At 70.4% G+C, this 24,253-nt stretch carries 21 protein-coding genes; 15 read left to right on the top strand and 6 right to left on the bottom strand.

Features of this window, described 5'->3' with window-relative positions; translation table 11 throughout:
* Positions 1–127: 127 nt before the first annotated feature.
* Positions 128–1,228 carry a mechanosensitive ion channel family protein gene (locus tag OG266_RS28975; RefSeq protein WP_371549118.1) on the top strand — a complete coding sequence of 367 codons (1,101 nt, stop codon included), beginning with the start codon at positions 128–130 and terminating at the stop codon, positions 1,226–1,228.
* A 9-nt stretch (positions 1,229–1,237) separates the two neighbouring features.
* On the opposite strand, the gene OG266_RS28970 is transcribed toward OG266_RS28975, so the two are convergent.
* The 6 genes from OG266_RS28970 to OG266_RS28945 form a co-directional block, all read right to left on the bottom strand.
* Positions 1,238–2,191 (bottom strand): hypothetical protein, encoded by a 954-nt coding sequence (locus tag OG266_RS28970; protein WP_266462134.1) that lies wholly within the window; start codon positions 2,189–2,191, stop codon positions 1,238–1,240.
* Between the two features lie 96 nt (positions 2,192–2,287).
* A complete protein-coding gene (locus tag OG266_RS28965; protein WP_266462131.1) occupies positions 2,288–2,791 on the bottom strand; it encodes a tetratricopeptide repeat protein in 504 nt (167 codons plus the stop codon).
* Between the two features lie 6 nt (positions 2,792–2,797).
* Positions 2,798–3,127 (bottom strand): hypothetical protein, encoded by a 330-nt coding sequence (locus tag OG266_RS28960; protein ID WP_266462128.1) that lies wholly within the window; start codon positions 3,125–3,127, stop codon positions 2,798–2,800.
* A 110-nt stretch (positions 3,128–3,237) separates the two neighbouring features.
* Complete coding sequence (locus OG266_RS28955; protein WP_371549115.1) at positions 3,238–3,615, bottom strand: hypothetical protein; 378 nt, start codon at positions 3,613–3,615, stop codon at positions 3,238–3,240.
* 19 nt (positions 3,616–3,634) lie between these two features.
* The gene (locus tag OG266_RS28950) at positions 3,635–4,186 is read right to left on the bottom strand and encodes a hypothetical protein (RefSeq protein ID WP_371549113.1); all 552 of its coding nucleotides are present in this window, start codon (positions 4,184–4,186) and stop codon (positions 3,635–3,637) included.
* Positions 4,168–4,812: a hypothetical protein gene (locus tag OG266_RS28945; protein WP_371549111.1), complete on the bottom strand. Its 645-nt coding sequence runs from the start codon at positions 4,810–4,812 to the stop codon at positions 4,168–4,170. The genes OG266_RS28950 and OG266_RS28945 overlap by 19 nt, the downstream gene beginning before the upstream one ends.
* A gap of 399 nt (positions 4,813–5,211) precedes the next feature.
* On the opposite strand from OG266_RS28945, the gene OG266_RS28940 reads away from it, so the two are divergent.
* The 14 genes from OG266_RS28940 to OG266_RS28875 all read left to right on the top strand — a co-directional run bounded on the left by OG266_RS28940 (position 5,212) and on the right by OG266_RS28875 (position 24,226).
* Positions 5,212–6,045, top strand: a complete 834-nt coding sequence (locus OG266_RS28940; protein WP_371549110.1) for a hypothetical protein — start codon at positions 5,212–5,214, stop codon at positions 6,043–6,045.
* Positions 6,046–6,259: 214 nt separating this feature from the next.
* Positions 6,260–7,471, top strand: a complete 1,212-nt coding sequence (locus tag OG266_RS28935; protein WP_371549108.1) for an ROK family protein — start codon at positions 6,260–6,262, stop codon at positions 7,469–7,471.
* Positions 7,472–7,523: 52 nt separating this feature from the next.
* Entirely contained in the window at positions 7,524–8,861 is a 1,338-nt protein-coding gene (locus OG266_RS28930) for an ABC transporter substrate-binding protein (protein ID WP_266462104.1), read from the top strand.
* A gap of 2 nt (positions 8,862–8,863) precedes the next feature.
* On the top strand, positions 8,864–9,805 hold the full coding sequence (locus OG266_RS28925; protein ID WP_266462101.1) for a carbohydrate ABC transporter permease: 942 nt from the start codon (positions 8,864–8,866) through the stop codon (positions 9,803–9,805).
* Positions 9,806–9,809: 4 nt separating this feature from the next.
* Positions 9,810–10,703, top strand: a complete 894-nt coding sequence (locus OG266_RS28920; protein ID WP_266462097.1) for a carbohydrate ABC transporter permease — start codon at positions 9,810–9,812, stop codon at positions 10,701–10,703.
* A gap of 5 nt (positions 10,704–10,708) precedes the next feature.
* Positions 10,709–11,974 (top strand): 6-phospho-beta-glucosidase, encoded by a 1,266-nt coding sequence (locus tag OG266_RS28915; protein WP_266462093.1) that lies wholly within the window; start codon positions 10,709–10,711, stop codon positions 11,972–11,974.
* Entirely contained in the window at positions 11,971–12,984 is a 1,014-nt protein-coding gene (locus OG266_RS28910) for an N-acetylglucosamine kinase (RefSeq protein WP_371549104.1), read from the top strand. The genes OG266_RS28915 and OG266_RS28910 overlap by 4 nt, the downstream gene beginning before the upstream one ends.
* A gap of 643 nt (positions 12,985–13,627) precedes the next feature.
* Positions 13,628–15,049, top strand: a complete 1,422-nt coding sequence (locus tag OG266_RS28905; RefSeq protein WP_371549102.1) for a hypothetical protein — start codon at positions 13,628–13,630, stop codon at positions 15,047–15,049.
* A 29-nt stretch (positions 15,050–15,078) separates the two neighbouring features.
* On the top strand, positions 15,079–16,098 hold the full coding sequence (locus OG266_RS28900; protein ID WP_266462084.1) for a glutamate ABC transporter substrate-binding protein: 1,020 nt from the start codon (positions 15,079–15,081) through the stop codon (positions 16,096–16,098).
* 71 nt (positions 16,099–16,169) lie between these two features.
* Entirely contained in the window at positions 16,170–17,495 is a 1,326-nt protein-coding gene (locus OG266_RS28895) for a hypothetical protein (protein ID WP_371549100.1), read from the top strand.
* Positions 17,492–20,026 (top strand): tetratricopeptide repeat protein, encoded by a 2,535-nt coding sequence (locus tag OG266_RS28890; protein WP_371549098.1) that lies wholly within the window; start codon positions 17,492–17,494, stop codon positions 20,024–20,026. Before OG266_RS28895 ends, OG266_RS28890 begins: the two co-directional genes overlap by 4 nt.
* A complete protein-coding gene (locus OG266_RS28885; RefSeq protein ID WP_266462074.1) occupies positions 20,027–21,427 on the top strand; it encodes a PP2C family serine/threonine-protein phosphatase in 1,401 nt (466 codons plus the stop codon).
* Between the two features lie 104 nt (positions 21,428–21,531).
* A complete protein-coding gene (locus OG266_RS28880) occupies positions 21,532–22,878 on the top strand; it encodes a VWA domain-containing protein (protein ID WP_266462071.1) in 1,347 nt (448 codons plus the stop codon).
* 73 nt (positions 22,879–22,951) lie between these two features.
* The gene (locus OG266_RS28875) at positions 22,952–24,226 is read left to right on the top strand and encodes an FHA domain-containing protein (RefSeq protein WP_371549095.1); all 1,275 of its coding nucleotides are present in this window, start codon (positions 22,952–22,954) and stop codon (positions 24,224–24,226) included.
* Positions 24,227–24,253 lie beyond the last annotated feature (27 nt).

Below are 24,253 nucleotides of genomic sequence, written 5' to 3'. Positions count from 1 at the left end.
TACGGCCTCTCCCCTGCACATGGCAACGATCGACACACAATGCCCCGTTAGTGTGGTGGTTCTGCCCGATCGGTGCCCCTCATGTGTCCCTGCCGCGGGCGGACAGCTACGCCTGGAGGTACCTGCTGTGTCCTTGTCCGTCCTAGTGGCCGCCGCCACGCCTTCGCCGTCCCCGTCTCCTTCCTCGACGGCGACCGACCCGGCGACCGCAACGCTTCAGGACGCCCAGGAAAGCGCGACCAATGCCGCGAGCTGGGTCGAGCAGAACTGGTCGACGTGGCTCAGCATCGGCCTGCGGGTCCTGCTGATCGTGGTGATCGCGGCCGTGCTGAGAGTGGCGGTACGGCGGGCGATCAGCAAGCTGATAGAGCACATGAACTCCACCGCTCAGGCAGTGGACGGCACCCCGCTCGGTGGCCTCCTCGTGAACAACGAACGCCGCCGCCAGCGCTCCCAGGCCATCGGCTCGGTGCTCCGCTCGGTCGCGTCCTTCGTGATCATGGGCACGGCCGCGCTGATGGTCCTCGGCACCTTCGAGATCAACCTGGCGCCGCTGCTCGCCTCGGCGGGTGTCGCGGGCGTCGCGATCGGTTTCGGCGCCCGCAATCTCGTCACGGACTTCCTCTCCGGCGTCTTCATGATCCTTGAGGACCAGTACGGCGTCGGCGACACGATCGACGCGGGCGTCGCCTCCGGCGAGGTCGTCGAGGTCGGCCTCCGCGTGACGAAGCTCCGCGGCGACAACGGCGAGATCTGGTACGTCCGCAACGGCGAGGTCAAGCGCATCGGCAACCTCTCCCAGGGCTGGGCCACGGCCGGTGTCGACGTCACGGTCCGTTCCTCGGAGGACCTGGACCACGTCCAGGCCGTCCTCAACCAGGTCGGCGAGACCATGAGCAAGGCCGAGCCCTGGAACGAGCGTCTCTGGGGCCCGATCGAGGTCCTCGGCCTCGACAACGTCTTCCTCGACTCGATGGTCGTCCGCGTCTCGGCGAAGACGATGCCCGGCAAGGCACTGATCGTCGAACGCGAGCTGCGCTGGCGTATCAAGCGGGCCTTCGACGCCGCCGACATCCGAATCGTCGGCGGCCTCCCGGCCCAGACGGAGGACGAGGCCGCGCCAGCCGACCCGACGGCCGGCATGGCGGCCCCGTCCGCCTACGCCTCCTCCACGTCCCCGCAGTCCCAGGCGGCCTCGCCTCTGACGCCGCCGAACGTGACGAAGTAGCAGCGACGCTCAGAGCAGGTCCTCGTCGGGTGCGCGGACGCCGCCCTTCTTCTCCCGCAGCGTCGCGCGCACCCTCTCGAGCACCTGCGGGAAGTCCAGCGGGTCGTTCGAGTCGACGGTGACGTCGGCGGCGCTGGACACCCGGAGGGTGACCGAGGTGCGGTCACCGCTGGAGACGACGATCTGCATCTGCCGAACGGTGTCGAACCGCGCGAAGGCCGCCCGCTGCGAAGCCCTCGGCTGGATGGTGATGCCGCCCCTGTGTAGCGGCACGGACGCGGTGCGCACGGCCACCACGTCCTGGTAGTGGTACTCGTGCGTCTGCTCCGACTTCAGCTGACCGCTGTACAGGTCGAGTTCGCAGCGGTAGATGGCCAGCAGGTAGTGGGTCGGGCAGATCACCATGAACTCGTACTTCGAGTACCGCATCCGGCCGTCGTCGCCGAAGGCGCTGTTGCAGGGGAACGCGGGGCCCCAGACCACCATTTGGTTGTCCCCGGGTCCGCCCACACCGCTCTGCGGCCCGGAGTTGGCGGCGATGTCGTCGAAGCTCGCCCCGCCGGATCCGGTGACGCCGCGGGGCGTCACCAGGTCGGCGGGCGTGAGTCCGAGCTGCGGCAGCGACCGGTTCACGATCGAGAAGGCGTCCGTGGCGATGAGCTGGTCGATCTCCGCGTCGGAGGGGCGCGGCATGGCCAGGGCGTACGCGGCGTCGTACGCGCGCTTGGCGTTCCAGCCCTTGACGCCGAGGATGAAGCCGACCACCAGCCCGACGGCGCCCAGGAAGGAAGCGTCTCCCCCGGCGGCGAGCAGCACCACTCCGAGTACGAGGCCACCGCCGCCGAACGCCATCTTCAGCTGGGCGGCCTTCAGGTCGGCCGGATTGGGCGGGTCCACGAAGTAGCGGGCGATCCACTGAGCCGGCGGACGCGTGGGTACCCCTGGAGGCGTGGGTGTGGTCACGTGAGTTCTCCTGAAGATCGAACAGGGATGAGCGAGCGGGATGCCAAGCAGGGTGCAGAGCGGGGAATCAAGCAGGGTGGGGTGCCGAGCTCGGTGTCAGCGGCGCAGCGAGCCTTCGAGCAGGACCCATGTCGGGCTGTCCGGCACGGGCACGTGCGCGAGGATCTCCCGGCCGCGTGCCGGGTCGACGAGGGTGACGAGCCGACGGGTGTCGGGCGTCGGCTGCCTCGGCCGACCGCTGCCGCGGGCGAGCATGGCGTCGTTGATGACGAGCGCGAGGACCTTGGCGTGGTGACAGCCGGGATCCTCGGTGGCCAGCCGCACCAGACGCTCCGTCAGAGCCTGGGTCTGCCGCGCGCCGTAGCGGTCCGGGTGGCAGCCGCGCAGAGCGGCGACCACCAGCCGGAAGCGGGCGAGGCTGTCGCCGGGATCCGTCTCGAGCACCTGTTTCAGATGGCGGATCGCGCTCTCGTACTCCCGCTCATTGAGCGCCGCCTCGGCCGCCGCCCGGTGATCCACCTGCGGCGGGCCGTAGTTGTTGATGGTGTCCGCTTGCTGGATGAGGTCGGCCTGCTGGCGGTCGATCCTGAAGTCAGCCATGCCGGGTCAGCCGAGCGGCAGTGCGGCGGCGATCGCCTCGAGCGAGCCGACGATCCCGGCCGCCGTCGCGACCCCGGCGAGCAGCTCCGCGGCCTTCGTCAGCGCGGCTCGGATCCGGCCCGGACGCGCCTCGGGGGACGAGGCCTCCTCCAGCGCACCGACGAGCTCGGTGGCCGCCAGGGCCGCACGGTCGTCGCCCTGCGTGGACTGCGCCCGCAACTCTTCGATGAGCCGGGTCAGCGTCTGCGTCAGCTCGCCCGGTACGCCACCGTGGTTGTGGATCACGTCGGCCTGCTGGATGTTGCCGCTCTGTTGGTTGATATTGAAGGTCGCCACTGAATCCCCCGATGCGTCAGATACGTACAGCGACCAGCGTAGGACTCCGAGTCCCCTTGGTTGTACGGGAATGACGAACTTCGTGGGGAGAAGCCGCGACACCGGACGGATCAGTACAGCCCCAGTGCCAACAGGAGTGCGGCCCCGGCGGAGACGAGGACCGAGAAGCCCAGCCGGGCCACCAACACCCGCTCAAGAACCCTCCGCAGCCGCGGACTTGGGAAGATGCGCGCGGCCCAGGTGACCGGAAGGCCGGCCAGCGCCACGAAGGCGAGGACGAACAGGGGGTGCCGGTAGGTGAGTTCGGGATCCCCCGCTTCCCCTGCCCGGTCCCGAAGGCCGATCAGCGCCGCGACCCCGCACCACGTGAAGGCGCACCCCGCGGTGAGGACGGTCTCGAACAGCGCGAACAGCAAGGGCCTTCGCCTCGCGAGCTGCCACACGGACGGCGTGTGACCGGCTCCGGCTTCCCGTACGGCACCCGACACTTGGCGCTCCCCCTCTACTTCACCCCGCGCCGCCGGGGCCGGTGGACAGTGCCCGCCGCCGGTCCTCGATGAGCGCCCGGTAATCCTCGTGCCAGGGGGCATCGAGCGCCAGAGTGCGGACCTCGTCCGCGCGGCGATAGGGCCCACGGGAACGGCGTACGACTTCAATGACCGCCCAGGCCGCCAGCAGGGGAAGACCCCAGCGGAGCCAGGACTCGGGCACGAGCGCCGTCACCGCGATGCCGATGCCGCCGGCCACCGCGAACGCGATACGCAGGCCCCGGACATGGGCCTTGGGCCCGAACGTCTTGGGCTCGAACGGGGCAACCTCTCCCTCGGGCAGCTCATGGAGCCACGCGACGCGCCCCAGCCGCGCCGCGACCACCAGGCCCCAGACCGGTGTGAACAGCACCGCCGCACAGGCCACCGCCCGCACCCACGCGTCCGGAACCACCCACACCCCGGCACCGGCCGCCACCGCGACCGCCCCGTGCACCCACGGCAGGTACAGGCGCCGCGCCAGGAGCTCGCCCTCGGCCCGGGCCAGTTCCCTCATCCCGTCGGAGACCATTCGCGATCCGCCCCTCTGCCGCCGGCCGGCACCATCGCCGGGCCGCCCCCGCGCTTCCGCGCCCCATCCCCCTCGACGCCGGCCGACGCCAAAACCCGCGCTATCTGGCACACCGCGACGAAGGAAGCGCCCTTCCGCAGTCCCGCCACCCCCGAGTTGCCCTCTCCGTTCCGGATGTCGAGCAGGACGGTCCCGGAGTCCGCGTCGAAGGCCAGCGATCCCCAGACGGACAGGTCCACGCGCCCGGGGCGCCAGCGGAACCTGATCTCCTCGCGGCCCCTCTCGGCGACGAGGAACACCCGGTCGGACGCGGTCAGTTCACCGCGGACCCGCTCCTTCCACCCGTCGGAGACGCCCACCGTACGAAGCGAGTGGATCTGCCTCTCGTCCAGGGCCCGCACGGAGAGTTCCACACCGGCGCCGCGTGCCAGTTTCGCCAGCCTCAGGCACCCGACGGCCGCCCATACGAGGCTCACGGCTCCCCACACCAGCACGCTGGAGACCAATTCCTGGCCCACGGCTCCCCACGTGAAGCCGTCCTGCCAGAGGCCGAGGACCAGCTTCACGCACATCACCGGGGTGCACCGTGCCGCGGCCGACCGCCAGCACGCCATCAACAGCCTCACGAGTCGCCTCCCCGGGACGAACGGTTCACCCTCATGCGGCGGGATCATTGGGCAGGAACCTGTGAAGACGGCCGCGCAGCGGATTCCGCATACCTGAAGACGCGACAAATACGCCCTCCCCAAAAGGGCAAATCCCCCGCCAAGCACCCCGGAACCCGCCCCACCTGGGCATCCGTTGATTGTAATGAACACGTGACACGTGTAGAACGCGCTCCGGTTCCGCCGACGACTCGTGGCCGACACGAGGTAGACGCCAGGTCGACGGCCCGGCGCGAAATTAATCTTCTTCACATACCCCCCGCATTCCCGTCACCTCCGCGGCCCTCTAATGTCACCCCAACAGCGGGCCCTTGTTCTGGAGCTCAACGCCCAGGGGCCCGCTTCGAATGTGGGGAATCCATGCGCAAGTTCGCCATAGGCACCGCTGTGTCCGGTGCTCTGGCTCTGTCCGCCCTGGCTGTGCCGACCGCGTCGGCCGCCACTCCGGACCTCTCCTTCTCCGGCGTGGTGGTCAACGGCGGCAAGGCGATCGTCGTCGGCACCACCGCCGTGGTGAAGATCCCGGTCACGTACACGCTGACCCGCCCGGCCGACCTCGTGATCGACTACAAGAACAACGCCGCGGGCATCATGCTCTACCGCGGTTCGCTCGCGACGCCCGAGAACGCGATCGAGAACGACGCGGCGCCCGTCTGCACCGCGACCGCCACGACCGCCACGACGGTGACCGAGTCCTGCAAGGAGACGATCGCCCTCGACCCGTACGACTACCTGTACGAGGCCGCGGACGCGACCACCTGGAAGGCCGCCGGCTTCTACGGCCACATCGCCGAGGACAACGACGACTCCGACGGCCATGTCAGCTTCGAGTACGGCTACGACGCGTGGGGCGGTCTCGGCACCGCGCAGATCAAGCGTGCCGCCAAGCTCACCACCAACGCCACCCCCGAGCCGGTGAAGAAGGGCGCGACCCTCACCGTCAAGGGCGCCCTGACCCGCGCCAACTGGGAGACGAGCAAGTACTCCGGCTACACCGGCCAGTCGGTGACCCTCCAGTTCCGGGCCAAGTCCAGCAGCACGTACAAGAACGTGAAGACGGTGAAGTCCGGCACGTCCGGCGCCCTCTCCACCACCGTCAAGGCCTCCGCCGACGGCTACTACCGCTACACGTTCGCGGGCACGACCACGACCGGCGCCAAGTCCGCCGCCGGTGACTACGTCGACGTGAAGTAACGACGTGAAGTAACGGCGAGCGTCCCGGCGCCCACCTCACCGCCCCCGCAGGTAACGAGTCTGTTGCCTCGGGGGCGGTTTCTATTGACGCCCCCTTGGCCGCCGTTCTACGTTCCTCCCACCGAATAGGAAACTTTCCTAACAGTGATCAAGCGGTGGACTTCCGCCCGCGATCACTGAAAAGCTGGGCGGTCGAGAGGCAGGTGTCGCACACATGGCAGGATCCGCCGGTACGCCGGGCACTCCACGCGTCCTGCGCGCCATGAACGACCGCGCCGCCCTGGACCTGCTGCTCGCACACGGCCCGCTGACCCGGACCAGGATCGGCAAGCTCACCGGCCTCTCGAAGCCGACCGCCTCGCAACTCCTGGCCCGCCTCGAGGCGGCCGGCCTGGTGATCGCCACCGGGACCAGTGAGGGGCGACCGGGCCCCAACGCCCAGTTGTACGTGGTCAATCCGGGCGCTGCCTACGCGGCGGGCCTGGACGTCACCCCCGAGCGCATCCTCGCCGCCGTCGCGGACGTGACCGGGCGGACAGTGGGCGAGTACGCGCTGCCCACACCCGGCCGGCGCCCCGCCGAGCCCGTCGTACGCCAGGTCACCGACGCCCTCGACGGCGCGGTCAAGGAGGCGGGGCTGGCCCGCGACGACATCCACCGGCTCGTCATCGGAACGCCCGGCGCCTTCGACCCCAACACCGGGCGGCTGCGTTACGCCTCGCACCTTCCCGGCTGGCACACCCCGAGCCTCCTCGACGAACTCGCCGCCGCGCTACCCATGCCGGTCGAGTACGAGAACGACGTCAACCTCGTCGCCATCGCCGAGCAGCGACTGGGCGCCGCCCAAGGACACGACGACTTCGTACTGCTGTGGAACGAGGGCGGTCTCGGTGCCGCGCTCGTCCTCGGCGGGCGACTGCACCGCGGCTGGACCGGCGGCGCCGGCGAGGTCGGCTTCCTGCCGGTGCCGGGCGCGCCGCTCGTGCGCCAGGTGACCAAGGCCAACAGCGGCGGCTACCAGGAGCTGGCCGGTTCGCAGGCCATCCCCAAGCTGGCGCGCGAGCTGGGTATCCGGCCCGTCCCCGGCGGTCCGTACGCCGAGGCCGCCGCCGCCCTCGTCAAGCAGGCCGCCTCCCACAACGAGGGCCCCCACCGGCAGCTCCTCAAGACGTACGCGACCGGGCTCGCCACCGGTCTGGCCTCGCTCGTCTCCGTGCTCGACCCCGAGCTCGTCGTGCTCAGCGGCGCCTCCCTCACCGCGGGCGGCGAACCGCTGCGCGCCCTGGTCCAGGCCGAACTGGAGGAGCTGGCCGCGTCCCGGCCACGCCTCGTGATCGGCGACGTACACGAACACCCCGTGCTGCGCGGCGCGTTGGAGAGCGCCCTGGCGGCCACCCGCGACGAGGTCTTCGACACCTCCCGCTGAACCGCAAGTCCCTTCCGCGAACACCTTCACCCTGCCCTAGGGAGACCCCGTCATGCCCGGAATGTCCCGCAAAGCGGCGGTCGCGCTCGCCGCCTCCGCCTCCATAGCCCTCCTCACCTCCGCCTGTACCGGCCAGACCGAATCCGGCGCGGACGACGACGCGTCCAAGGAGACGACGATCAACTTCTGGCACGCCTGGAGCGCGCCCGGCGAGGTCGCCGCCGTGAAGTCCCTGGTCGCGGGGTTCGAGAAGGCGCACCCCAACATCCACGTGAAAATCGTCGGCAACATGACCGACGACAAGATCAACCAGGCGCTGCGCGCGGGCGGTTCGAAGGCGCCCGACGTGATCTCGTCGTTCACCACCAACAACGTCGGCAAGTTCTGCTCGTCGGACGCGCTCGTCGACCTCAACCCGCTCTTCGAGAAGTCGGGCATCGACCCGGAGACGACCTTCCCGGCGGCGATGAACGAGTACACCCAGTTCGACGGCAACCGGTGCTCCGTGCCGCTGCTGGGCGACGCGTACGGCCTCTACTACAACAAGACGGCGTTCGAGAAGGCGGGCATCACCAGCCCGCCGAAGACCTGGTCCGAATTCCAGGCCGACGCCAAGAAGTTGACGATCACTCAGGGGAACACGTACAAGCAGCTCGGCTTCATGCCGAACTACCACGGCTGGGAGTCCACCACCGAGCACTACCTCGGACAGTTCTCGCCGACGTACTTCGACAAGGACGGCAAGTCGACCATCGCGACGGACCCGGCCGTCACCGCCGGTTTCACGGTCCAGAAGAAGCTGGTCGACGAACTCGGCGGCTACAAGAAGCTGGAGACCTTCCGCGCCACCCTCGGCGACGAGTGGGGCCCCAAGCACCCCTTCCAGACCGGCCAGGTCGCCATGCAGCTCGACGGTGAGTGGCGCCTGGGCATGGCCGTCGACGCCAAGACCGACTTCGAGATCGGCGTCGCCCCGCTGCCCGTCCCCGACGACCAGGCCGACCAGTACGGCAAGGGCTACATCACCGGCACCATCGCCGGCATCGCCGCCACCAGCCAGAAGCAGAACGCGGCCTGGGAGTTGGTGAAGTACATGACCACGGACACCGACGCGGTGGTCGGCTTCTCCAACGCCATCCACAACGTGCCGTCCACGCTGGCCGCCCTCAAGTCCCCGAAGCTGAAGTACGACCCGCGCTTCAAGACGTTCCTCGACATCGCCGCGAACCCGAACTCGACCACGTCCCCCGCGTCGATCAACGGCGGCGTGTACCTCGCCACGCTCCAGAACTTCGGCTACGAGTACGAGAGCGGCAAGGCCACCGACCTGCAGAAGGGCCTTGAGGACACAGCCAAGCAGATCGACACGGACATCGCGCAGGCGAAGTGACGATGAGCACCATCACGTTGGCGTCGAAGCGCCGCAGGTCGGCGCTTCGGACGTTCGCCTTCATGTCGCCCTGGCTGATCGGCTTCGCGGTCTTCTTCGCGTACCCGATGATCTCGACGATCTACTTCTCGTTCATGCACTACGACGGCTTCAAGCCGCCGACGTGGGTCGGAACGAAGAACTGGACGTACGTCTTCGAGAGTTACCCCTACTTCTGGCCCGCCCTGCGCAACACCCTGTGGCTGGTCGTCATCATGGTGAGTCTCCGGGTCCTGTTCGGCCTCGGCATCGGCATGCTCATCACGAAGATCAAGACGGGTACGGGCGTTTTCCGCACCCTCTTCTACCTGCCCTACCTCGCCCCGCCGGTCGCCGCGACGATGGCGTTCGCGTTCCTCCTCAACCCCGGTACGGGGCCGGTCAATTCGATGCTGGAGAAGATCGGCATCCCGGCGCCCGGCTGGTTCAACGACCCCACCTGGTCCAAGCCGGCGCTCACCCTGCTGGCCCTCTGGGGCATCGGCGACCTGATGGTCATCTTCATGGCCGCGCTGCTCGACGTACCGAAAGAGCAGTACGAGGCAGCGGAGTTGGACGGCGCGTCGGCGTGGCAGCGCTTCCGCTTCGTCACGCTGCCGAACATCTCGCCGATCGTGATGTTCGCGGTCGTCACCGGTGTGATCCAGGCGATGCAGTTCTACACACAGCCACTCATCGCCGGGAAGGTCGCCTCGGGCGTGATCCAGGGCGCGGGCACGCAGTTCGAGCCCGGTTATCCGGAGAAGTCCACGCTCACCCTCCCCCAACTCGTCTACAACCTCGGCTTCCAGCGCTTCGACTACGGCTCGGCATGCGTCGTCGCCCTGGTGCTCTTCGTGCTGTCGATGGCGTTCACCGCGTTCCTGATGCGGCGCCGGGGCGGTCTCATCCAGGCAGGTGACTGACCTCATGACCCAAGTACTGGACAGGCCGGTGGAGTTGAAGACCCCGGCCTCACCCGCCGAACGCACCGCCCGCCGCAAGGCACTCCTGGAGTGGATCGCGGTCCACTCCCTCGGGGTCGCGGCCGCCCTCTTCTTCACGCTCCCCTTCGTGTTCGTGTTCCTGACCTCGCTGATGAGTGACTCGCAGGCCCTCAGCCGCGACCTGATCCCGCACACCTGGGAGTGGGCCAACTACAAGAAGGTCTTCGACACGCCAGGCTTCCTCACCTGGTGGAAGAACACGCTGATCTACGCCGGTCTCGGCACGGTCCTCAGCGTCGTCTCGTCGATCCCGGTGGCGTACGCGCTCGCCAAGTTCCGCTTCCGGGGCCGGAATCTGTCCCTGATGCTGGTGATCTCGATGATGATGCTGCCGCCGCAGGTGGTCATCATCCCGATGTACCTGTTCTGGGCGAAGCAGTTGGATCTGTCGGGCACGCTGTGGCCGTTGATCATCCCGATGGCGTTCGGAGACGCGTTCTCGATCTTCCTGCTGCGGCAGTTCCTGATGACGATCCCGAACGAGTACCTGGACGCGGCGAAGGTGGACGGCTGCGGGGACCTGAGAACCCTGCTGAAGGTAGTCCTCCCCATGGCGAAGCCGGGGATCGCGGCCGTAGCCCTGTTCCAGTTCTTCTACGCGTGGAACGACTACTTCGGCCCGCAGATCTACGCGTCGGAGAACCCGGGCGCCTGGACCCTCAGCTACGGCCTGGAGTCGTTCAAGGGAATGCACCACACCGACTGGAACCTCACCATGGCCGCGACCGTGCTGGTCATGGCCCCCGTGATCCTCGTGTTCTTCTTCGCGCAGAAGGCGTTCGTCGAGGGTGTCACGCTCACCGGAGTGAAGGGTTGACACGTATGAAACTCACCGTGGTCGGCGGAGGGTCGACCTACACCCCCGAACTCATCGACGGCTTCGCCCGGTTGAGGGACACCCTGCCCATCGAGGAGCTGGTGCTCGTCGACCCGGCGGCGGAGCGCCTGGAGCTGGTGGGCGGCCTCGCCCGGCGGATCTTCGCGCGGCAGGGGCACCCCGGCCGGATCGTCACGACCGCCGATCTGGACGCGGGGGTCGAGGGCGCGGACGCCGTACTGCTCCAACTGCGCGTCGGCGGACAGGCGGCACGCAACGAGGACGAGACCTGGCCGCTGGAGTGCGGCTGCGTCGGGCAGGAGACGACCGGCGCGGGCGGCCTCGCCAAGGCGCTGCGCACGGTGCCCGTGGTCCTCGACATCGCGGAGCGCGTCCGCCGCACGAACCCGGACGCCTGGATCATCGACTTCACGAACCCGGTCGGGATCGTGACGCGCGCGCTGCTCCAGGCCGGCCACAAGACCGTCGGACTGTGCAATGTGGCGATCGGCTTCCAGCGGAAGTTCGCCGCGCTGCTCGGGGTCACCCCCGCCGATGTGCACCTCGACCATGTGGGCCTCAACCACCTCACCTGGGAAACCGGTGTGCGCCTGGGCGGTCCCGAGGGCGAGAACGTCCTGCCGAAGCTCATCGCCGAACACGGCGACACGATCGCCGACGACCTGCACCTGCCACGGAGCGTCGTCGACCGGCTGGGCGTCGTCCCGTCGTACTACCTGCGCTACTACTACGCGCACGACGAGGTGGTGCGGGAGCTGCGGACCAAGCCCTCCCGGGCATCCGAAGTGGCGGAGATGGAACGGCAGTTGCTGGAGATGTACGGCGATCCGACGCTGGACGAGAAGCCGGAGCTGCTCGCCAGGCGCGGCGGCGCGTACTACTCGGAGGCCGCCGTGGACCTCGCGGCGTCGCTGCTCGGCGGTGGCGGCAGCCCCTACCAGGTGGTGAACACGTACAACAACGGGACGCTGCCCTTCCTGCCGGACGACGCCGTGATCGAGGTACAGGCCGCGATCGGCGCCCAGGGCCCTGCACCGTTGCCCGTGCCCTCCGTGGACCCGCTGTACGCGGGCCTGATGGCGAATGTCACGGCCTACGAGGACCTGGCCCTGGAGGCTGCCCTGCACGGCGGCCGCGACCGCGTGTTCCGCGCGCTCCTCGCCCACCCCCTCATCGGCCAGCACGCGTACGCCGACGCCCTCACCGACCAGCTGATCGCGCACAACCGGGAGCACCTCGCGTGGGCATGACCTCATCGGGATCCGGCGCCGGGACGGCCGCCGGGTCCTCCCCCGCGGCCCTGGTCCTGGCCATCGACGCGGGGAACAGCAAGACCGACGTCGCCGTGCTGGCCGCGGACGGGCGGGTGGCCGGCACGGCGCGCGGCGGTGGATTCCGGCCGCCCGTCGTCGGGGTCGAAGTGGCGGTGGACTCGCTGGCCGAGACCGTCGGCCGGGCCTTCGCCGAAGCGGGCGTCGGCTCCGTCGCCCATGTCGCCGCGTGCCTCGCCAACGCCGATCTCCCCGTCGAGGAGGAGCGGTTGGCGGCCGCGCTGCACGCGCGTGCGTGGGGGGCGAGTGTGGAGGTGCGCAACGACACCTTCGCGATTCTGCGGGCCGGGATCGCCGAGCCGCGCGGGGTCGCCGTCGTCTGCGGCGCCGGTATCAACTGCGTCGGCATGCGGCCCGACGGGCGTACCGCGCGCTTTCCCGCGATCGGGCGTATCTCCGGGGACTGGGGCGGTGGTTGGGGCCTCGCCGAGGAGGCCCTGTGGCATGCCGCGCGCGCCGAGGACGGCCGGGGCGGCCCCACCGCTCTCGCCCGCACCCTCCCCGCCCACTTCGGTCTCACCTCCATGTACGCCCTCATCGAGGCCCTCCACCTGGAGCACCTCGACGATGCCCGGCGCCACGAGCTGACGCCGGTCCTTTTCTCCACCGCGCTGGACGGCGACCCGGTCGCCCGCGCCATAGTCGACCGCCTCGCGGACGAGGTCGTAGCCATGGCCACGGTCGCCCTCACCCGCCTCTCCCTCCTCGAGGAACCAACCCCGGTCCTACTCGGCGGCAGCATCCTCGCCGCCCGCCACCCCCAACTCGACACCCGCATAAGCGAACTACTGGCCACCCGCGCCCCCAAGGCGATCCCCCAGGTCGTCACAGCCCGCCCGGTACTGGGCGCCGCACTCCTGGGGCTGGACCACGTAGGAGCCCCGGCCGAGGCACACGCACACGTGCGGGCGTTCTACGAGGGGGACTGAGGGTCTTTCTCGCCCCCTCCGCCCCTTCCCATTCCCGTCCACTTGGGGGCTCCGCCCCCAAACCCCCGCTCCTCAAACGCCGGAGGGGCTGAAGACTTCCCCGGCCGGTGCTGAAATCTTTCGCCCCGGCCGGGGGAGAGCCTTCAGCCCGTCCGGCGTTCGACGACGAGACGCCGCCATCCCGATCCCCCACCCACCCGTGGGGGCTGCGCTTTTCAGCCCGGGCCAGTTATCTCCAGCCCGTCCGGCGTTTGAGGACGAGGCCGTTCAGGCCGACAGCGGGGGTCTGTGGGCGGCAGCCCCCAGGAGCAAGGGACGGGTAGGGGCGGAGGGGGCGAAAAACCCACCCCCGGCCCCCACCCCGAACGGGAACCGAACACATACCGCGCGCGTGTTCAGGGGAGGGGGCTTTGCGGGGAGCTTCGCGCTGCGCTGCGATCCGAACAAGATCGAGTCAAGAACTGTGCGGATGTCAGTCCCTGCGGCGATACTTGCGGCCGTGCACCTTCGTCCGTGCTCCCCACGCACGGAACAGAGGTGACAGACGGATGACCATGGGGGAGGTCAAGTGACACACCCGCCGAACGGCAGCGCGGCGCCACCGGGACAGCCGGGAACGCCGGCACGCCCAGCCACACCCACGATGCCGGCCGTACCACCGCAATCCGGCCCACCGGCCCCGCGGAAGCCCGGCCCCACGACGCCCAACACGCCCGCGCACACGCCCCCGCCCACTCCCCCACGCCGCACGGCCTGGGCGGAAGGCGTAGACACCCTGCGCACCGCGGCGACGACGGAACCGGGCCGCCTACGGATCATCGGCGCCGTACTCGCCCTGCTGGTCGTCGCGTTCGGCGCCGTGACCGCGTGGCAGATGACGGACCGTTCCGCCGCCGCGGACGACGTGCTGAACAGCAGCCAGCCGCTGAGCGCCAGCGCCGCCGACATCTACCGCTCACTCGCGGACGCCAACACCGCGGCCTCCAGCGGTTTCCTCGCGGGCGGCCAGGAGACGAAGGCGTCCCGCACGCGGTACGAGGCGGACATCAGGACGGCCGCCGAGAAGCTGGTCACGGCCGCGGCCAACTCGGAGCCCGGCTCCCCGTCCGCGGACACCATCGCCAAGCTGAACAAGCTGCTGCCGGAGTACAAGGGCCTGATCGAGCGGGCCCGCGCCAACAACCGCCAGGGCTTCCCGCTCGGCGGCGCCTATCTGCGGTACGCGAACGCGACGATGCAGGACAAGATGCTCCCGGCGGCCAAGGATCTCTACACCAAGGAGAACCAGCGCCTGGAGGCCGACTACGCCGACGCGACGCCTTATCCGTGGGCCGCGATCGGCCTCGGCGTGCTCGCGCTCGGCGGGCTCGCCTGGGCCCAGCGGCGCAACTACCGGCGTACGAACCGGGTGTTGAACCAGGGCATGGCCGCCGCCACCGCCGCCTCCGCGGTCGTACTGCTCTGGCTCGTCGTCGGGCACAGCGTGGCCCGGGCGGGGCTGAACGAGTCCTACGACCACGGCGTCCGCTCGCTGAACGTGCTGAACGACGCCCGCCTCGCGTCGCTGAACGCGCGGGGCAACGAGAACCTGACGCTGGTCAGCCGCGGCGCGGAGACCAAGGAGTTGAAGGACGGCACGGTCGTGGACGCCTTCGACTACGACTTCCAGCAGGAGATGGACGACCTCACCAAGAAGCTGGCCGCCGCCGCGGAGCTCGCCGACGACAAGGCGGGCGAGGAGCCGGTGGCGGCCGCGACCGGCAACATGAAGGAATGGAAGGTGCGCCACGCGGAGGCCCGCAAGGCCGACGACGGCGGCCAGTACCAGGCGGCGCTGGACAAGGTGATCGGTTCCAAGAGCGACAAGCCGACGGGCGAGTGCTTCGACGGCGTCGACAAGAACCTGGAGCTGGCGCTGGTGCAGGAGCAGAGCGAGTTCAAGCAGGCGGCGAGCAACGGCCTGGACGCGATGACCGGTCTGTCGGTGGGCGCGGCGGTCCTCGCGGTGCTGGCCGCGGCGGGCGCCCTGCTGGGTATCGGACGCAGGCTTTCGGAGTACCGGTGAGAGGAGGAGCGGTGAGAGGAGGAGCGGCAATGAGTGCACGACGTCTGAGGGCAAGCCTGAAGGGCTGGGGCGGCGTGGGTGCGATGGCCGTCGCCTGCGCACTCACCGCGGTGTTCGCCCTGTTGCTGCCGCTGAGCAGCGCGCGCGGCGACGGCAGCACCGGCATCGGCGGCCAGGGCGTGGGCCAGGGCACCCAGGCGAAGGCCGACGAGTGCACCGATCCGCAGGACCAGAGCCTGACGCCGTCCGCCGTGGACGGCGCGACGATCGACGCCATCAAGAAGCGCAAGGACCCGCGGCTGATCGTCGGCGTCGACCAGAACAGCTTCCGCTGGGGCTACCGCGACCCGAACAACACGAAGAGCGGCAGCGACCTCGAGGGCTTCGACATCGACCTCGTCCACGCGATCGCCGATGACATTCTGGGCGACCCGAACGCCGTACAGTTCCGCGCCATCCCCACCAACCAGCGCATCCCCGCCATCCAGAGCGGCAAGGTCGACATGGTGGTCCGCACTATGACGATCACCTGCTCCCGGCTCGAACAAGTCGCGTTCTCCGCGCCCTACTTCGAGACCGGCCAGCAGGTCCTGGCCCCGATCAACTCGACCATCACGGGGTACGACAAGTCGCTGGCGAAGCAGAGGATCTGCACGGCGACCGGCTCCACCGCGTACGACAAGCTGGACGCCGACAAGAAGGCGGGCGAGCTCGTCTCCACCGCCGACATCTCGACCACGGTTCCCAACCAACTCGACTGCCTGGTAAGGCTCCAGCTCGGTGAGGTCGACGCCGTGGTGACCGACGGCGCGCTGGCCGCCAGCCAGGCCGCACAGGACCCCACGGTCCAGCTCAAGGGCAAGACCTTCACCACCGAGTACTACGGCGTGGCCATGAAGAAGGGTTCCGACGATCTGGTGCGCCGGGTCAACCGGGTCCTGGAGAACTACCGCCAGAGCGGCTGGCAGACGGCGTACGACAAGTGGCTCTCCCCGACCCTGGGAGCCGACTCCCCGTCGTCGAATCCGCCCGCCGCGAAATACAAGTAGCGGTACAGGCAGCAGTAGCAGTACTGGTAGCGGTACAAGTAGCCGACACGGCCGAAAGCGAGAGGTGATCGATGGGCGTCACGGGACCCCCCGGGCCGGTGATGGACCGGGACGAGGTGGACCGTGCGCTGGCGCGCCTCGGCGCGGAGCACGAGGCCATCGAGACCTCGCTCCTCTCCTTGCAGGACCACGCGGGCCGCAGACTCCTCGAAGGCGCCGAGCTCACCGGCACGACCAAGGAACGCTGGTCGGCCGCGGAGGCCTCGATCACCCTGCTGTGGGCGTACTTCGACGCGTACGCCGACGCGTTGCGCTCCGCCCGCGAGATCCGCTCCCGCAGACGCTGGTCCAGCCGCGAGGACCTGTCGGAGCTGACCGAGCTGCTGCGCGGCGCGAGCATCACGGTCGCCGGGTCCGCCACGGCCACCGCGAACGCGCCGACGCTCGTCGGCACCGGCAAGCTCAGCGAGCAGTTCTCGCTGGTCGCGCTTGTGGAGCGGATGAACGAGCTGTACGCGTCCTCGCTCGACATGGTCATCGCCGCCGACGCGGTGTGGTCCGCGCTGCCCGCCCGGATAGATTTACTGGCCGCGGAGCTCCAGCGCACCCGGCGGCTCGCGCACTCCGTCGGCGTACGCCCCGGGGAGCACCCTGCGGGCGACGACCTGGAGCGGATCACCCGCACGCTCACCACGCTGCGCGAGCGCGTGGTGTCCGACCCGCTGGCCTTCTGGCTTCCCGCACAAGGGAGTTCGGCGCCCGGCGGCGGACGCCCCGACACGACGACGTACGACCACGAGGCGCGCGCCCTGGAGGACGTGCGCCGGGAGATCGACGCCGTGCTCACCGTCCGGCAGGACGCGGAGGCGCGCCTGGTGAAGCTGCGTGACGTGCTGAGCCGCGCGGACCGCACGCTCGCCGAGGCGAGGAGCGCCCGCGGAGAGGTGCTCGCGAAGATCGCCGCGTCCGAGGTGCCCGCGGTCAGCGGCCCGCCGACCGTGCTCCAGGAGCAGCTGGCGACGGCCGCCGAGTACCGCAGACACGCCCAGTGGCACCGCCTCTCGCCGCTTCTGGAAGCGCTGGAGGAGAAGGCGGAGGACGAACTCCTGCGCGCCCGCGAGTCGTTGACCGCGGTCACGCAACCGCTGGCGGTCCGCGCGGAGCTGCGCGGCCGCCTCGACGCGTACAAGGCGAAGGTCGCCCGGCACGGGCTCGCGGAGGACCCGTTCCTCATCGAGCGCTACGACGCGGCGCGCCGCATGCTGTGGAGCGCGCCCTGCGACCTGCGCGTCGCGGAGGACGCCGTACTGCGCTACCAGCACGCGGCGGCCGACCTGCTCAGCCCGCGGGTGCCCCCGCAGGGCAGTGGGCCACAGGACCGTAGGGGGGACTCATGAGTCAGAAGTGCCAGCGGCCCGGTTGCTCGGGGTCGTACGAGGACATGGGCGGCGGCGAGCTGTACTGCGACACGTGCGGTCTGGCGCCGGTCGTGTCCGCGGGCGGATCGTTGGGGTCGCCGCCGACCGGGATCACCGCGGGCGGCCGGAGCTCACGGGGCTCGGGCAGTTCCAGCAGCAGTAGTTCGCGGGCGAGTTCCCGTGCGTCGTCGCGGTCCTCGCAGTCGCGGCGCTCGGTCTCCGGGCGCCTCTCCCGCTCGCTGTCGGGCTCCTCGACGGGCCGCTCGGTGTCGGTCCGCAGCTCGGGTTCGACCGCCGGTTCCTCGGGGCGCGGCCGGCTCGGTGTCGGCCTGGTCGAGGTGCCGGGTGTGCCGCGGCCCGACCCGCGCGGGATGGTCCAGGACAACCCGGAGGTGCCCGAGCGCAAGCGGTTCTGCTCGCGCTCCGACTGCGGGGCTCCGGTGGGGCGTTCGCGCGGTGAGACGCCCGGGCGCACGGAGGGGTTCTGCACGAAGTGCGGCCACCCGTACTCGTTCGTGCCGAAGCTGGCCACGGGCGACATCGTGCACGGCCAGTACGAGGTCGTGGGCTGCCTCGCGCACGGCGGGCTCGGCTGGGTGTACCTGGCCGTCGACCGCGCGGTGTCCGACCGCTGGGTGGTCCTCAAGGGCCTGCTCGACACGGGCGACCAGGACGCGATGGCGGCCGCGATCTCCGAGCGCCGCTTCCTCGCGGAGATCGAGCACGCCAACATCGTGCGGATCTACAACTTCGTCGAGCATCTCGACCAGCGCACCGGTTCCCTCGACGGCTACATCGTCATGGAGTACGTCGGAGGCAAGTCCCTCAAGGAGATCGCCAACGACCGTCGTACGAAGGCCGGGAAGCGGGACCCGCTGCCGGTGGAGCAGGCGTGCGCGTACGGCATCGAGGCCCTGGAGGCGCTCGGCCACCTGCACAGCCGCAACCTCCTGTACTGCGACTTCAAGGTCGACAACGCGATCCAGACCGAGGACCAGCTCAAGGTCATCGACATGGGCGCGGTGCGCAGGATGGACGACGACGAGTCGGCCATCTACGGCACGGTCGGCTACCAGGCGCCGGAGGTGGCCGAAGTCGGCCCCTCGGTCGCCTCCGACCTGTACACGGTCGCGCGCACGCTGGCCGTGATGACCTTCGACTTCCAGGGCTACACGAACGTGTTCGTGGACTCCCTGCCCGACCCGGACAACATCGAGGTCTTCCGCCAGTACGAGTCGTTCTACCGGCTCCTGGTGCGCGCCACAGACCCCGACCCGGCCCGCCGGTTCGCCTCCGCGCAGGAGATGGCCGAGCAGCTGACCGGCGTGCTGCGCGAGGTCGTCTCCGTCCAGACCGGGCGTGCCCGCCCGGCGCTCTCCACCCTGTTCGGTCCCGAACTCAAGGTCACGGACACGGAGTTGTTCGGGACACTGGACGGGGATGTGTCGCGGCTCGGGGTGCGGGTGATGCCGGTCGGGCGCCGGCAACGGGCGCTGCCCGCCGCCAACGGTGGTGGACTCGCCATCACTTCGCGTGCTCCGGCCCCCGTCGACACCGGCAACCTGGTCAAGTCCGTCCAGGCCGCCGCCACCGCACTCGCGCTGCCCGTCCCCCGGGTCGACCCGGGCGACCCCAACGCAGGTTTCCTCGCCGGACTCATGGCCTCCGCACCCGCGGAGCTGATCACCGCGCTGCACGCCGCGCCCACCGGCTCCCTGGAGCTGCGCCTGCGCGAGCTGCGGGCCCGCCTGGAGATGGGCGAACTCGCCGACGCCGCCAGGGCACTCGAGGCCCTGGAGACGGACCACCCCGACGACTGGCGGGTGGTCTGGTACCGGGGCGCCGCGGCCCTGGCGACCGGCGAGCACGAGATCGCGGCGCTGTCCTTCGACGCGATCTACGACGCGTTCCCCGGCGAGCCCGCGCCCAAGCTGGCCCTCGGCGTGTGCGCGGAGGTGCTCGGGCAGCTGGACAACGCCGCCGAGTACTACCGCCTGGTGTGGACGACCGACCCCAGCTATGTGAGTTCGGCGTTCGGCCTGGCCCGGGTGCAGCTCGCCTCGGGCGACCGCCGTGGCGCCGTACAGACGCTGGAATCCGTACCGGAGTCGTCGATCCACTACACGGCGGCGCGGGTCGCGGCCGTGCGGGCGCGGCTGCGGCAGCGACTCGCCGAGGAGGCGGCCGCCGCGCCGTTCCTGGAGGACCTGACAGCTGCTGCGGGGCAGGTCGAGGCCCTTGACGGATACGGTCTCGACGCGGTGCGACGCGAGCAGTTGTCCACAGAAGTACTGGGCTGCGCCCTGGACTGGGTACTCTCCGGTAGCCAGGCGTTCCCACCGGCCTCCGGCGGCGGACGTGCACTGCTCGGCAGCGAGCTGGACGAGCGCGGCCTCCGCTTCGGTCTGGAGCGTTCGTACCGCACGCTGGCCCGCCTCGCTACGGGCGGCGAGGAGAGGATCGACCTGGTGGAACGTGCCAACCGTTACCGCCCCCGGACGTGGGTGTGATTGATGTCCCAGATGCCCCAGCCGACGGCCCTTTCGCGGTGCCCCAGTTGCGAGGAGCCGCTGGAGGCGGGTGACCGCTTCTGCGGTGCGTGCGGGTACGACCTGTCGGCGGTGCCCGAGCCGCCCCAGGACGAGCCCACGATCACCATGAACGGCACATCGCCGCGCCCTCCTTCGTCCGTCTCGTCCGTGGACTGGCCCGTCGCCCCGGAGGTGGACAGCTCCGACATTCCGGCGCCGGTGCACCGGGCGACGGACATCCGGGGCACCGACTCGGGCGGCACCGAACTCCCGCGCGCGGCACACGAGTCCGCGGGCGTACGGTTCGACAGGCCACGCGAGCCGGACGAGTACCCCTTGGCTCCCCCGGCCGAAGCACGGCCCGAAGCCCGGTCGGAAGCTCTGGCCGAAGCCCGGCACGAAGCCCCGGCCGAGCCCCCCGCCGACCCCCGCACCGCCGACCTCGCGACAACTCCTCCCGCGGGCACCCGACTGTGCGTCGCCTGCCGCGCGGGCAGCGTCGACAACGACGGCTACTGCGAGAACTGCGGGCACGCGCAGCCACGCGAACGCGACCACATGGAACAGGAGTTGAGCGCGGTCTCCGCGGTCAGCGACCGGGGCCTGCGCCACCACCGCAACGAGGACGCGTTCACGCTCTCGACGACCGCGCTGCCCGACGGCGCACCCGCCGTCGTCGCGATCGTCTGCGACGGCGTCTCCTCGGCGACCCGCCCCGACGAGGCCTCCCTCGCCGCCTCCCGCGCGGCGGGCGAGTCGCTGCTCGCGGCGCTGCCGCTGGGCACGCACCCGCAGCAGGCCATGCACGAGGCGATCATCGCCGCCGCGGAGGCCGTCAACTCCCTGGCGGACGCGCCCGCTTCGCACGACGAGCACGCCCCGCACGTGAACGCTCCCGCCTGCACCCTCGTCGGCGCCGTCGTCACCCCCACCCTGCTGATCATCGGCTGGGTCGGCGACAGCCGCGCCTACTGGATCCCCGTCGACCGCGCCTCCCCCCCGGCCCGGCTCACCGAGGACGACTCGTGGGCCGCGCAGATGGTCGCCGCGGGCCTGATGAACGAGGCGGAGGCGTACGCCGACGAGCGCGCCCACGCGATCACGGGCTGGCTCGGCGCGGACGCGTACGAACTGGAGCCGCACACCGCTTCCTTCAAACCGGACCGGCCAGGTGTAGTGGTGGTATGCACCGACGGGCTGTGGAACTACGCGGAGGCGGCCGAGGACATGGCCGAGGTCGTACCCCTCGACGCCGCCGAGCGTCCGCTGCACAGCGCGCAGGTCCTGGTGGGCCACGCCCTGGACGGCGGGGGCCACGACAACGTAACAGTGGCGGTCGTACCGTTCCCGGCCCCCGTACAGGGGGCAGGATCGGCCTGAGGCCGCGAACGGGGAACGGCCTCGGACCGGAGGGGACCGGTCCGAACACAGTCATCGGCCCCCGTGGTACGCACCACGGGGGCCTTGAGGGGGACAAAGAAGGCATGGCCAATTTCTCGAAGTCGAACGTGCCGCAGTTCTCGGTCGACGTCTACCAGAACGAGTACCTTCCCGACGGCGCCCGCGAGGTCAACGCGATCGTCACGGTGAGCGCGACGGGCGGCGGCACCATCGGAAGCGCGGTCGCCGCGCCCCACCTGTACACCGCCGGGCAGGCCCCGGACGCGGCCGTGGCGATCATGGTCGACTGTTCGGGCTCGATGGACTACCCGCCGACCAAGATGCGGGGCGCCCGCGACGCGACGGCCGCCGCGATCGACTCCGTACGCGACGGCGTGCACTTCGCGGTGATCGGCGGCACCCATGTCGCCAAGGAGGTCTACCCGGGCGGCGGCCGGCTCGCGGTCGCCGACACGGCGACCCGCGACCAGGCCAAGCAGGCACTGCGCAAGCTGAGCGCGGGCGGCGGTACGGCGATCGGCACCTGGCTGCGCCTCGCCGACCGTCTGCTGTCCTCGGCGGACGTCTCGATCCGGCACGGCATCCTGCTCACCGACGGCCGCAACGAACACGAGTCACCGGAGGACCTGAAGGCCGCCCTGGACTCCTGCGCCGGGCGCTTCACCTGTGACGCGCGCGGTGTCGGCACGGACTGGGAGGTCAAGGAGGTCACCGGGATCGCCTCGGCGCTGCTCGGCACCGCCGACATCGTCGCCGACCCGGCCGCCCTGGCCGCCGACTTCACGCACATGATGGAGACGGCCATGGGCAAGGAGGTCGCGGACGTCGCGCTGCGGCTGTGGACGCCCGTCGGCACGGAGATCAAGTTCGTCAAGCAGGTCGCCCCCACGGTCGAGGAGTTGACCGGCCGCCGCACCGAGGCCGGCCCGCGCGCCGGGGACTACCCGACCGGATCCTGGGGCGACGAGTCCCGCGACTACCACGTGTGCGTGGAGGTCCCCTCGGCCGGCATCGGCCAGGAGATGCTGGCCGCCCGGGTCTCGCTGGTGATCCCGCAGAGCGACGGAAGCGTGCAGAACCTCGGCGCGCAGGGCCTCGTACGGGCGGTGTGGACCGACGACATGGCGGCTTCCACGTCGATCAATCCGCAGGTCGCGCACTACACAGGTCAGGCGGAACTGGCACAAGTCATCCAACAGGGCCTGGATGCACGCAAAGTGGGAGATGTCGACGGAGCAACGGCCAAGCTGGGCCGGGCCGTTCAGCTCGCCAGCGCCTCGGGCAACGCCGATACTGCGAAACTGCTTGCGAAGGTGGTCGACGTTGTCGATGCCGCTGCAGGTACTGTGCGATTGAAGGCAAGGGTCGAGGAAGCAGACGAAATGACCCTTGAGACACGGTCCACAAAGACTGTTCGTGTAAAGAAGTAAGCGACCCCGGCTCCCCCAGGAGCTGGAGAAACCCGGCCATACCGGCCGGAAAAGGAGAGGGGGAAGCGCCGACATGCCGACCTGCCCGAACGGACACCAGTCGGGTTCCGACGACTGGTGCGAGGTCTGCGGTCACCGCATGGCCGGTGCCGTGCCCCCGCCCCCTCCGCCACCGCCGCCCGCCGCCGGGTACGGCTATCCCGGCTCGCCTCCGCCGCCCGGCGCCGGAGGCCCTGGCGGCCCCGGAGGGCGCCCGCATCTCTCCGCCGTGCCCGACCACCCCGCGCCGGAGCTCTGCCCGCAGTGCCGTACGCCCCGTGAGGGCGCGGCGCCGTTCTGCGAGCAGTGCCGGTGGAACTTCCTGACCAATACGGCGACCTCGTACACGCCCGCCGCGCCGCGTCCGCAGGCCCCCATGCCCGGGGCTCCTGGTGGTCCCGGCGGACCTGGTGGCCCCGGTGGCCCTGGTGGCCCGAATCCGGCGCAGCGGTTCCAGCAGGGGCCGCCCACCGGAGCCGGGCACGGTCAGGACCCGTTCGAGTACCAGAGCTCGCGGCCCTCGCAGATGAACCGCCCCGCCGAACCGATTCCGCCGGGTCCGCCCGGCCCGTACGGCGGCGGCCCCTCGCCCTTCGGCGGCGACCCCTCCCGCCCGGTCCCGCCGCCCCCCGGGCCCACGCCCGGCGCCCCGCAGGCCTTCACACAGCAGCCTGCCTCCCCCGGGTACCCCCAGGGCGCCCCGCCGGCGCAGGGCGGCCCGTCCTTCGGCGGCGGTGACGACGACTGGGTGATCTCCCCGCCGTCGGCAGGCAGCCCCGGCGGACCGGGTACGCAGGCCGGTCCCGGCCGCCCGAACGGTCCCGGCCCGGCCCAGGGCGGCGGCTACGGCTACCCGCAGCCCGGCACGACCCAGGCCCCGCCCGGCCCGTCCTACCAGCAGTCGCTCAACTGGACCGCGACGATCGGTCCCGACCGCGAGTACTTCATGGCGATGATGCAGCGCTCGGGCCCCGAGGCCGCGGGCCTGAACCTGCCCGCGTACTCACCGGAGCAGCAGCGCCCGCTCACCGGCAACCAGATGACGATCGGCCGCCGCCGGCACTCCACCGGCGAGTCCCCCGACATCGACCTGTCGGTGCCCCCGGAGGACCCGGGCGTCTCCCACCAGCACGCGGTCCTGGTCCAGCAGCCGGACGGCAGCTGGGCGGTCGTCGACCAGAACTCCACCAACGGGACCACGGTGAACGGCGGCGAGGAGCCCATCCAGCCCTTCGTGCCGGTACCGCTCCAGGACGGGGACCGGGTGCACGTGGGCGCCTGGACGACGATCACGATCAGGCGCGGCTAGTACCTGGCCGGACGGACCACCGAGGCG

It is taken from the genome of Streptomyces sp. NBC_00554 (genome assembly GCF_041431135.1).
In the GTDB taxonomy this organism is placed as follows: Bacteria; Actinomycetota; Actinomycetes; order Streptomycetales; family Streptomycetaceae; genus Streptomyces.
The sequence above is the reverse complement of the archived record's forward strand: the minus strand, read 5'-3'. Positions and strand labels throughout refer to the sequence as shown.

What these genes read in the sequence shown, in the direction of transcription:
- OG266_RS28910 (WP_371549104.1), top strand. Translation starts at nt 11,971, where the DNA reads ATGACCTCATCGGGATCCGGCGCCGGGACGGCCGCCGGGTCCTCCCCC.
- OG266_RS28925 (WP_266462101.1), top strand. Translation starts at nt 8,864, where the DNA reads ATGAGCACCATCACGTTGGCGTCGAAGCGCCGCAGGTCGGCGCTTCGG.
- OG266_RS28875 (WP_371549095.1), top strand. Translation starts at nt 22,952, where the DNA reads ATGCCGACCTGCCCGAACGGACACCAGTCGGGTTCCGACGACTGGTGC.
- OG266_RS28935 (WP_371549108.1), top strand. Translation starts at nt 6,260, where the DNA reads ATGGCAGGATCCGCCGGTACGCCGGGCACTCCACGCGTCCTGCGCGCC.
- OG266_RS28900 (WP_266462084.1), top strand. Translation starts at nt 15,079, where the DNA reads ATGAGTGCACGACGTCTGAGGGCAAGCCTGAAGGGCTGGGGCGGCGTG.
- OG266_RS28920 (WP_266462097.1), top strand. Translation starts at nt 9,810, where the DNA reads ATGACCCAAGTACTGGACAGGCCGGTGGAGTTGAAGACCCCGGCCTCA.
- OG266_RS28880 (WP_266462071.1), top strand. Translation starts at nt 21,532, where the DNA reads ATGGCCAATTTCTCGAAGTCGAACGTGCCGCAGTTCTCGGTCGACGTC.
- OG266_RS28940 (WP_371549110.1), top strand. Translation starts at nt 5,212, where the DNA reads ATGCGCAAGTTCGCCATAGGCACCGCTGTGTCCGGTGCTCTGGCTCTG.
- OG266_RS28895 (WP_371549100.1), top strand. Translation starts at nt 16,170, where the DNA reads ATGGGCGTCACGGGACCCCCCGGGCCGGTGATGGACCGGGACGAGGTG.
- OG266_RS28915 (WP_266462093.1), top strand. Translation starts at nt 10,709, where the DNA reads ATGAAACTCACCGTGGTCGGCGGAGGGTCGACCTACACCCCCGAACTC.
- OG266_RS28950 (WP_371549113.1), bottom strand. Translation starts at nt 4,186, where the DNA reads ATGGTCTCCGACGGGATGAGGGAACTGGCCCGGGCCGAGGGCGAGCTC.
- OG266_RS28890 (WP_371549098.1), top strand. Translation starts at nt 17,492, where the DNA reads ATGAGTCAGAAGTGCCAGCGGCCCGGTTGCTCGGGGTCGTACGAGGAC.
- OG266_RS28905 (WP_371549102.1), top strand. Translation starts at nt 13,628, where the DNA reads ATGCCGGCCGTACCACCGCAATCCGGCCCACCGGCCCCGCGGAAGCCC.
- OG266_RS28930 (WP_266462104.1), top strand. Translation starts at nt 7,524, where the DNA reads ATGCCCGGAATGTCCCGCAAAGCGGCGGTCGCGCTCGCCGCCTCCGCC.
- OG266_RS28965 (WP_266462131.1), bottom strand. Translation starts at nt 2,791, where the DNA reads ATGGCTGACTTCAGGATCGACCGCCAGCAGGCCGACCTCATCCAGCAA.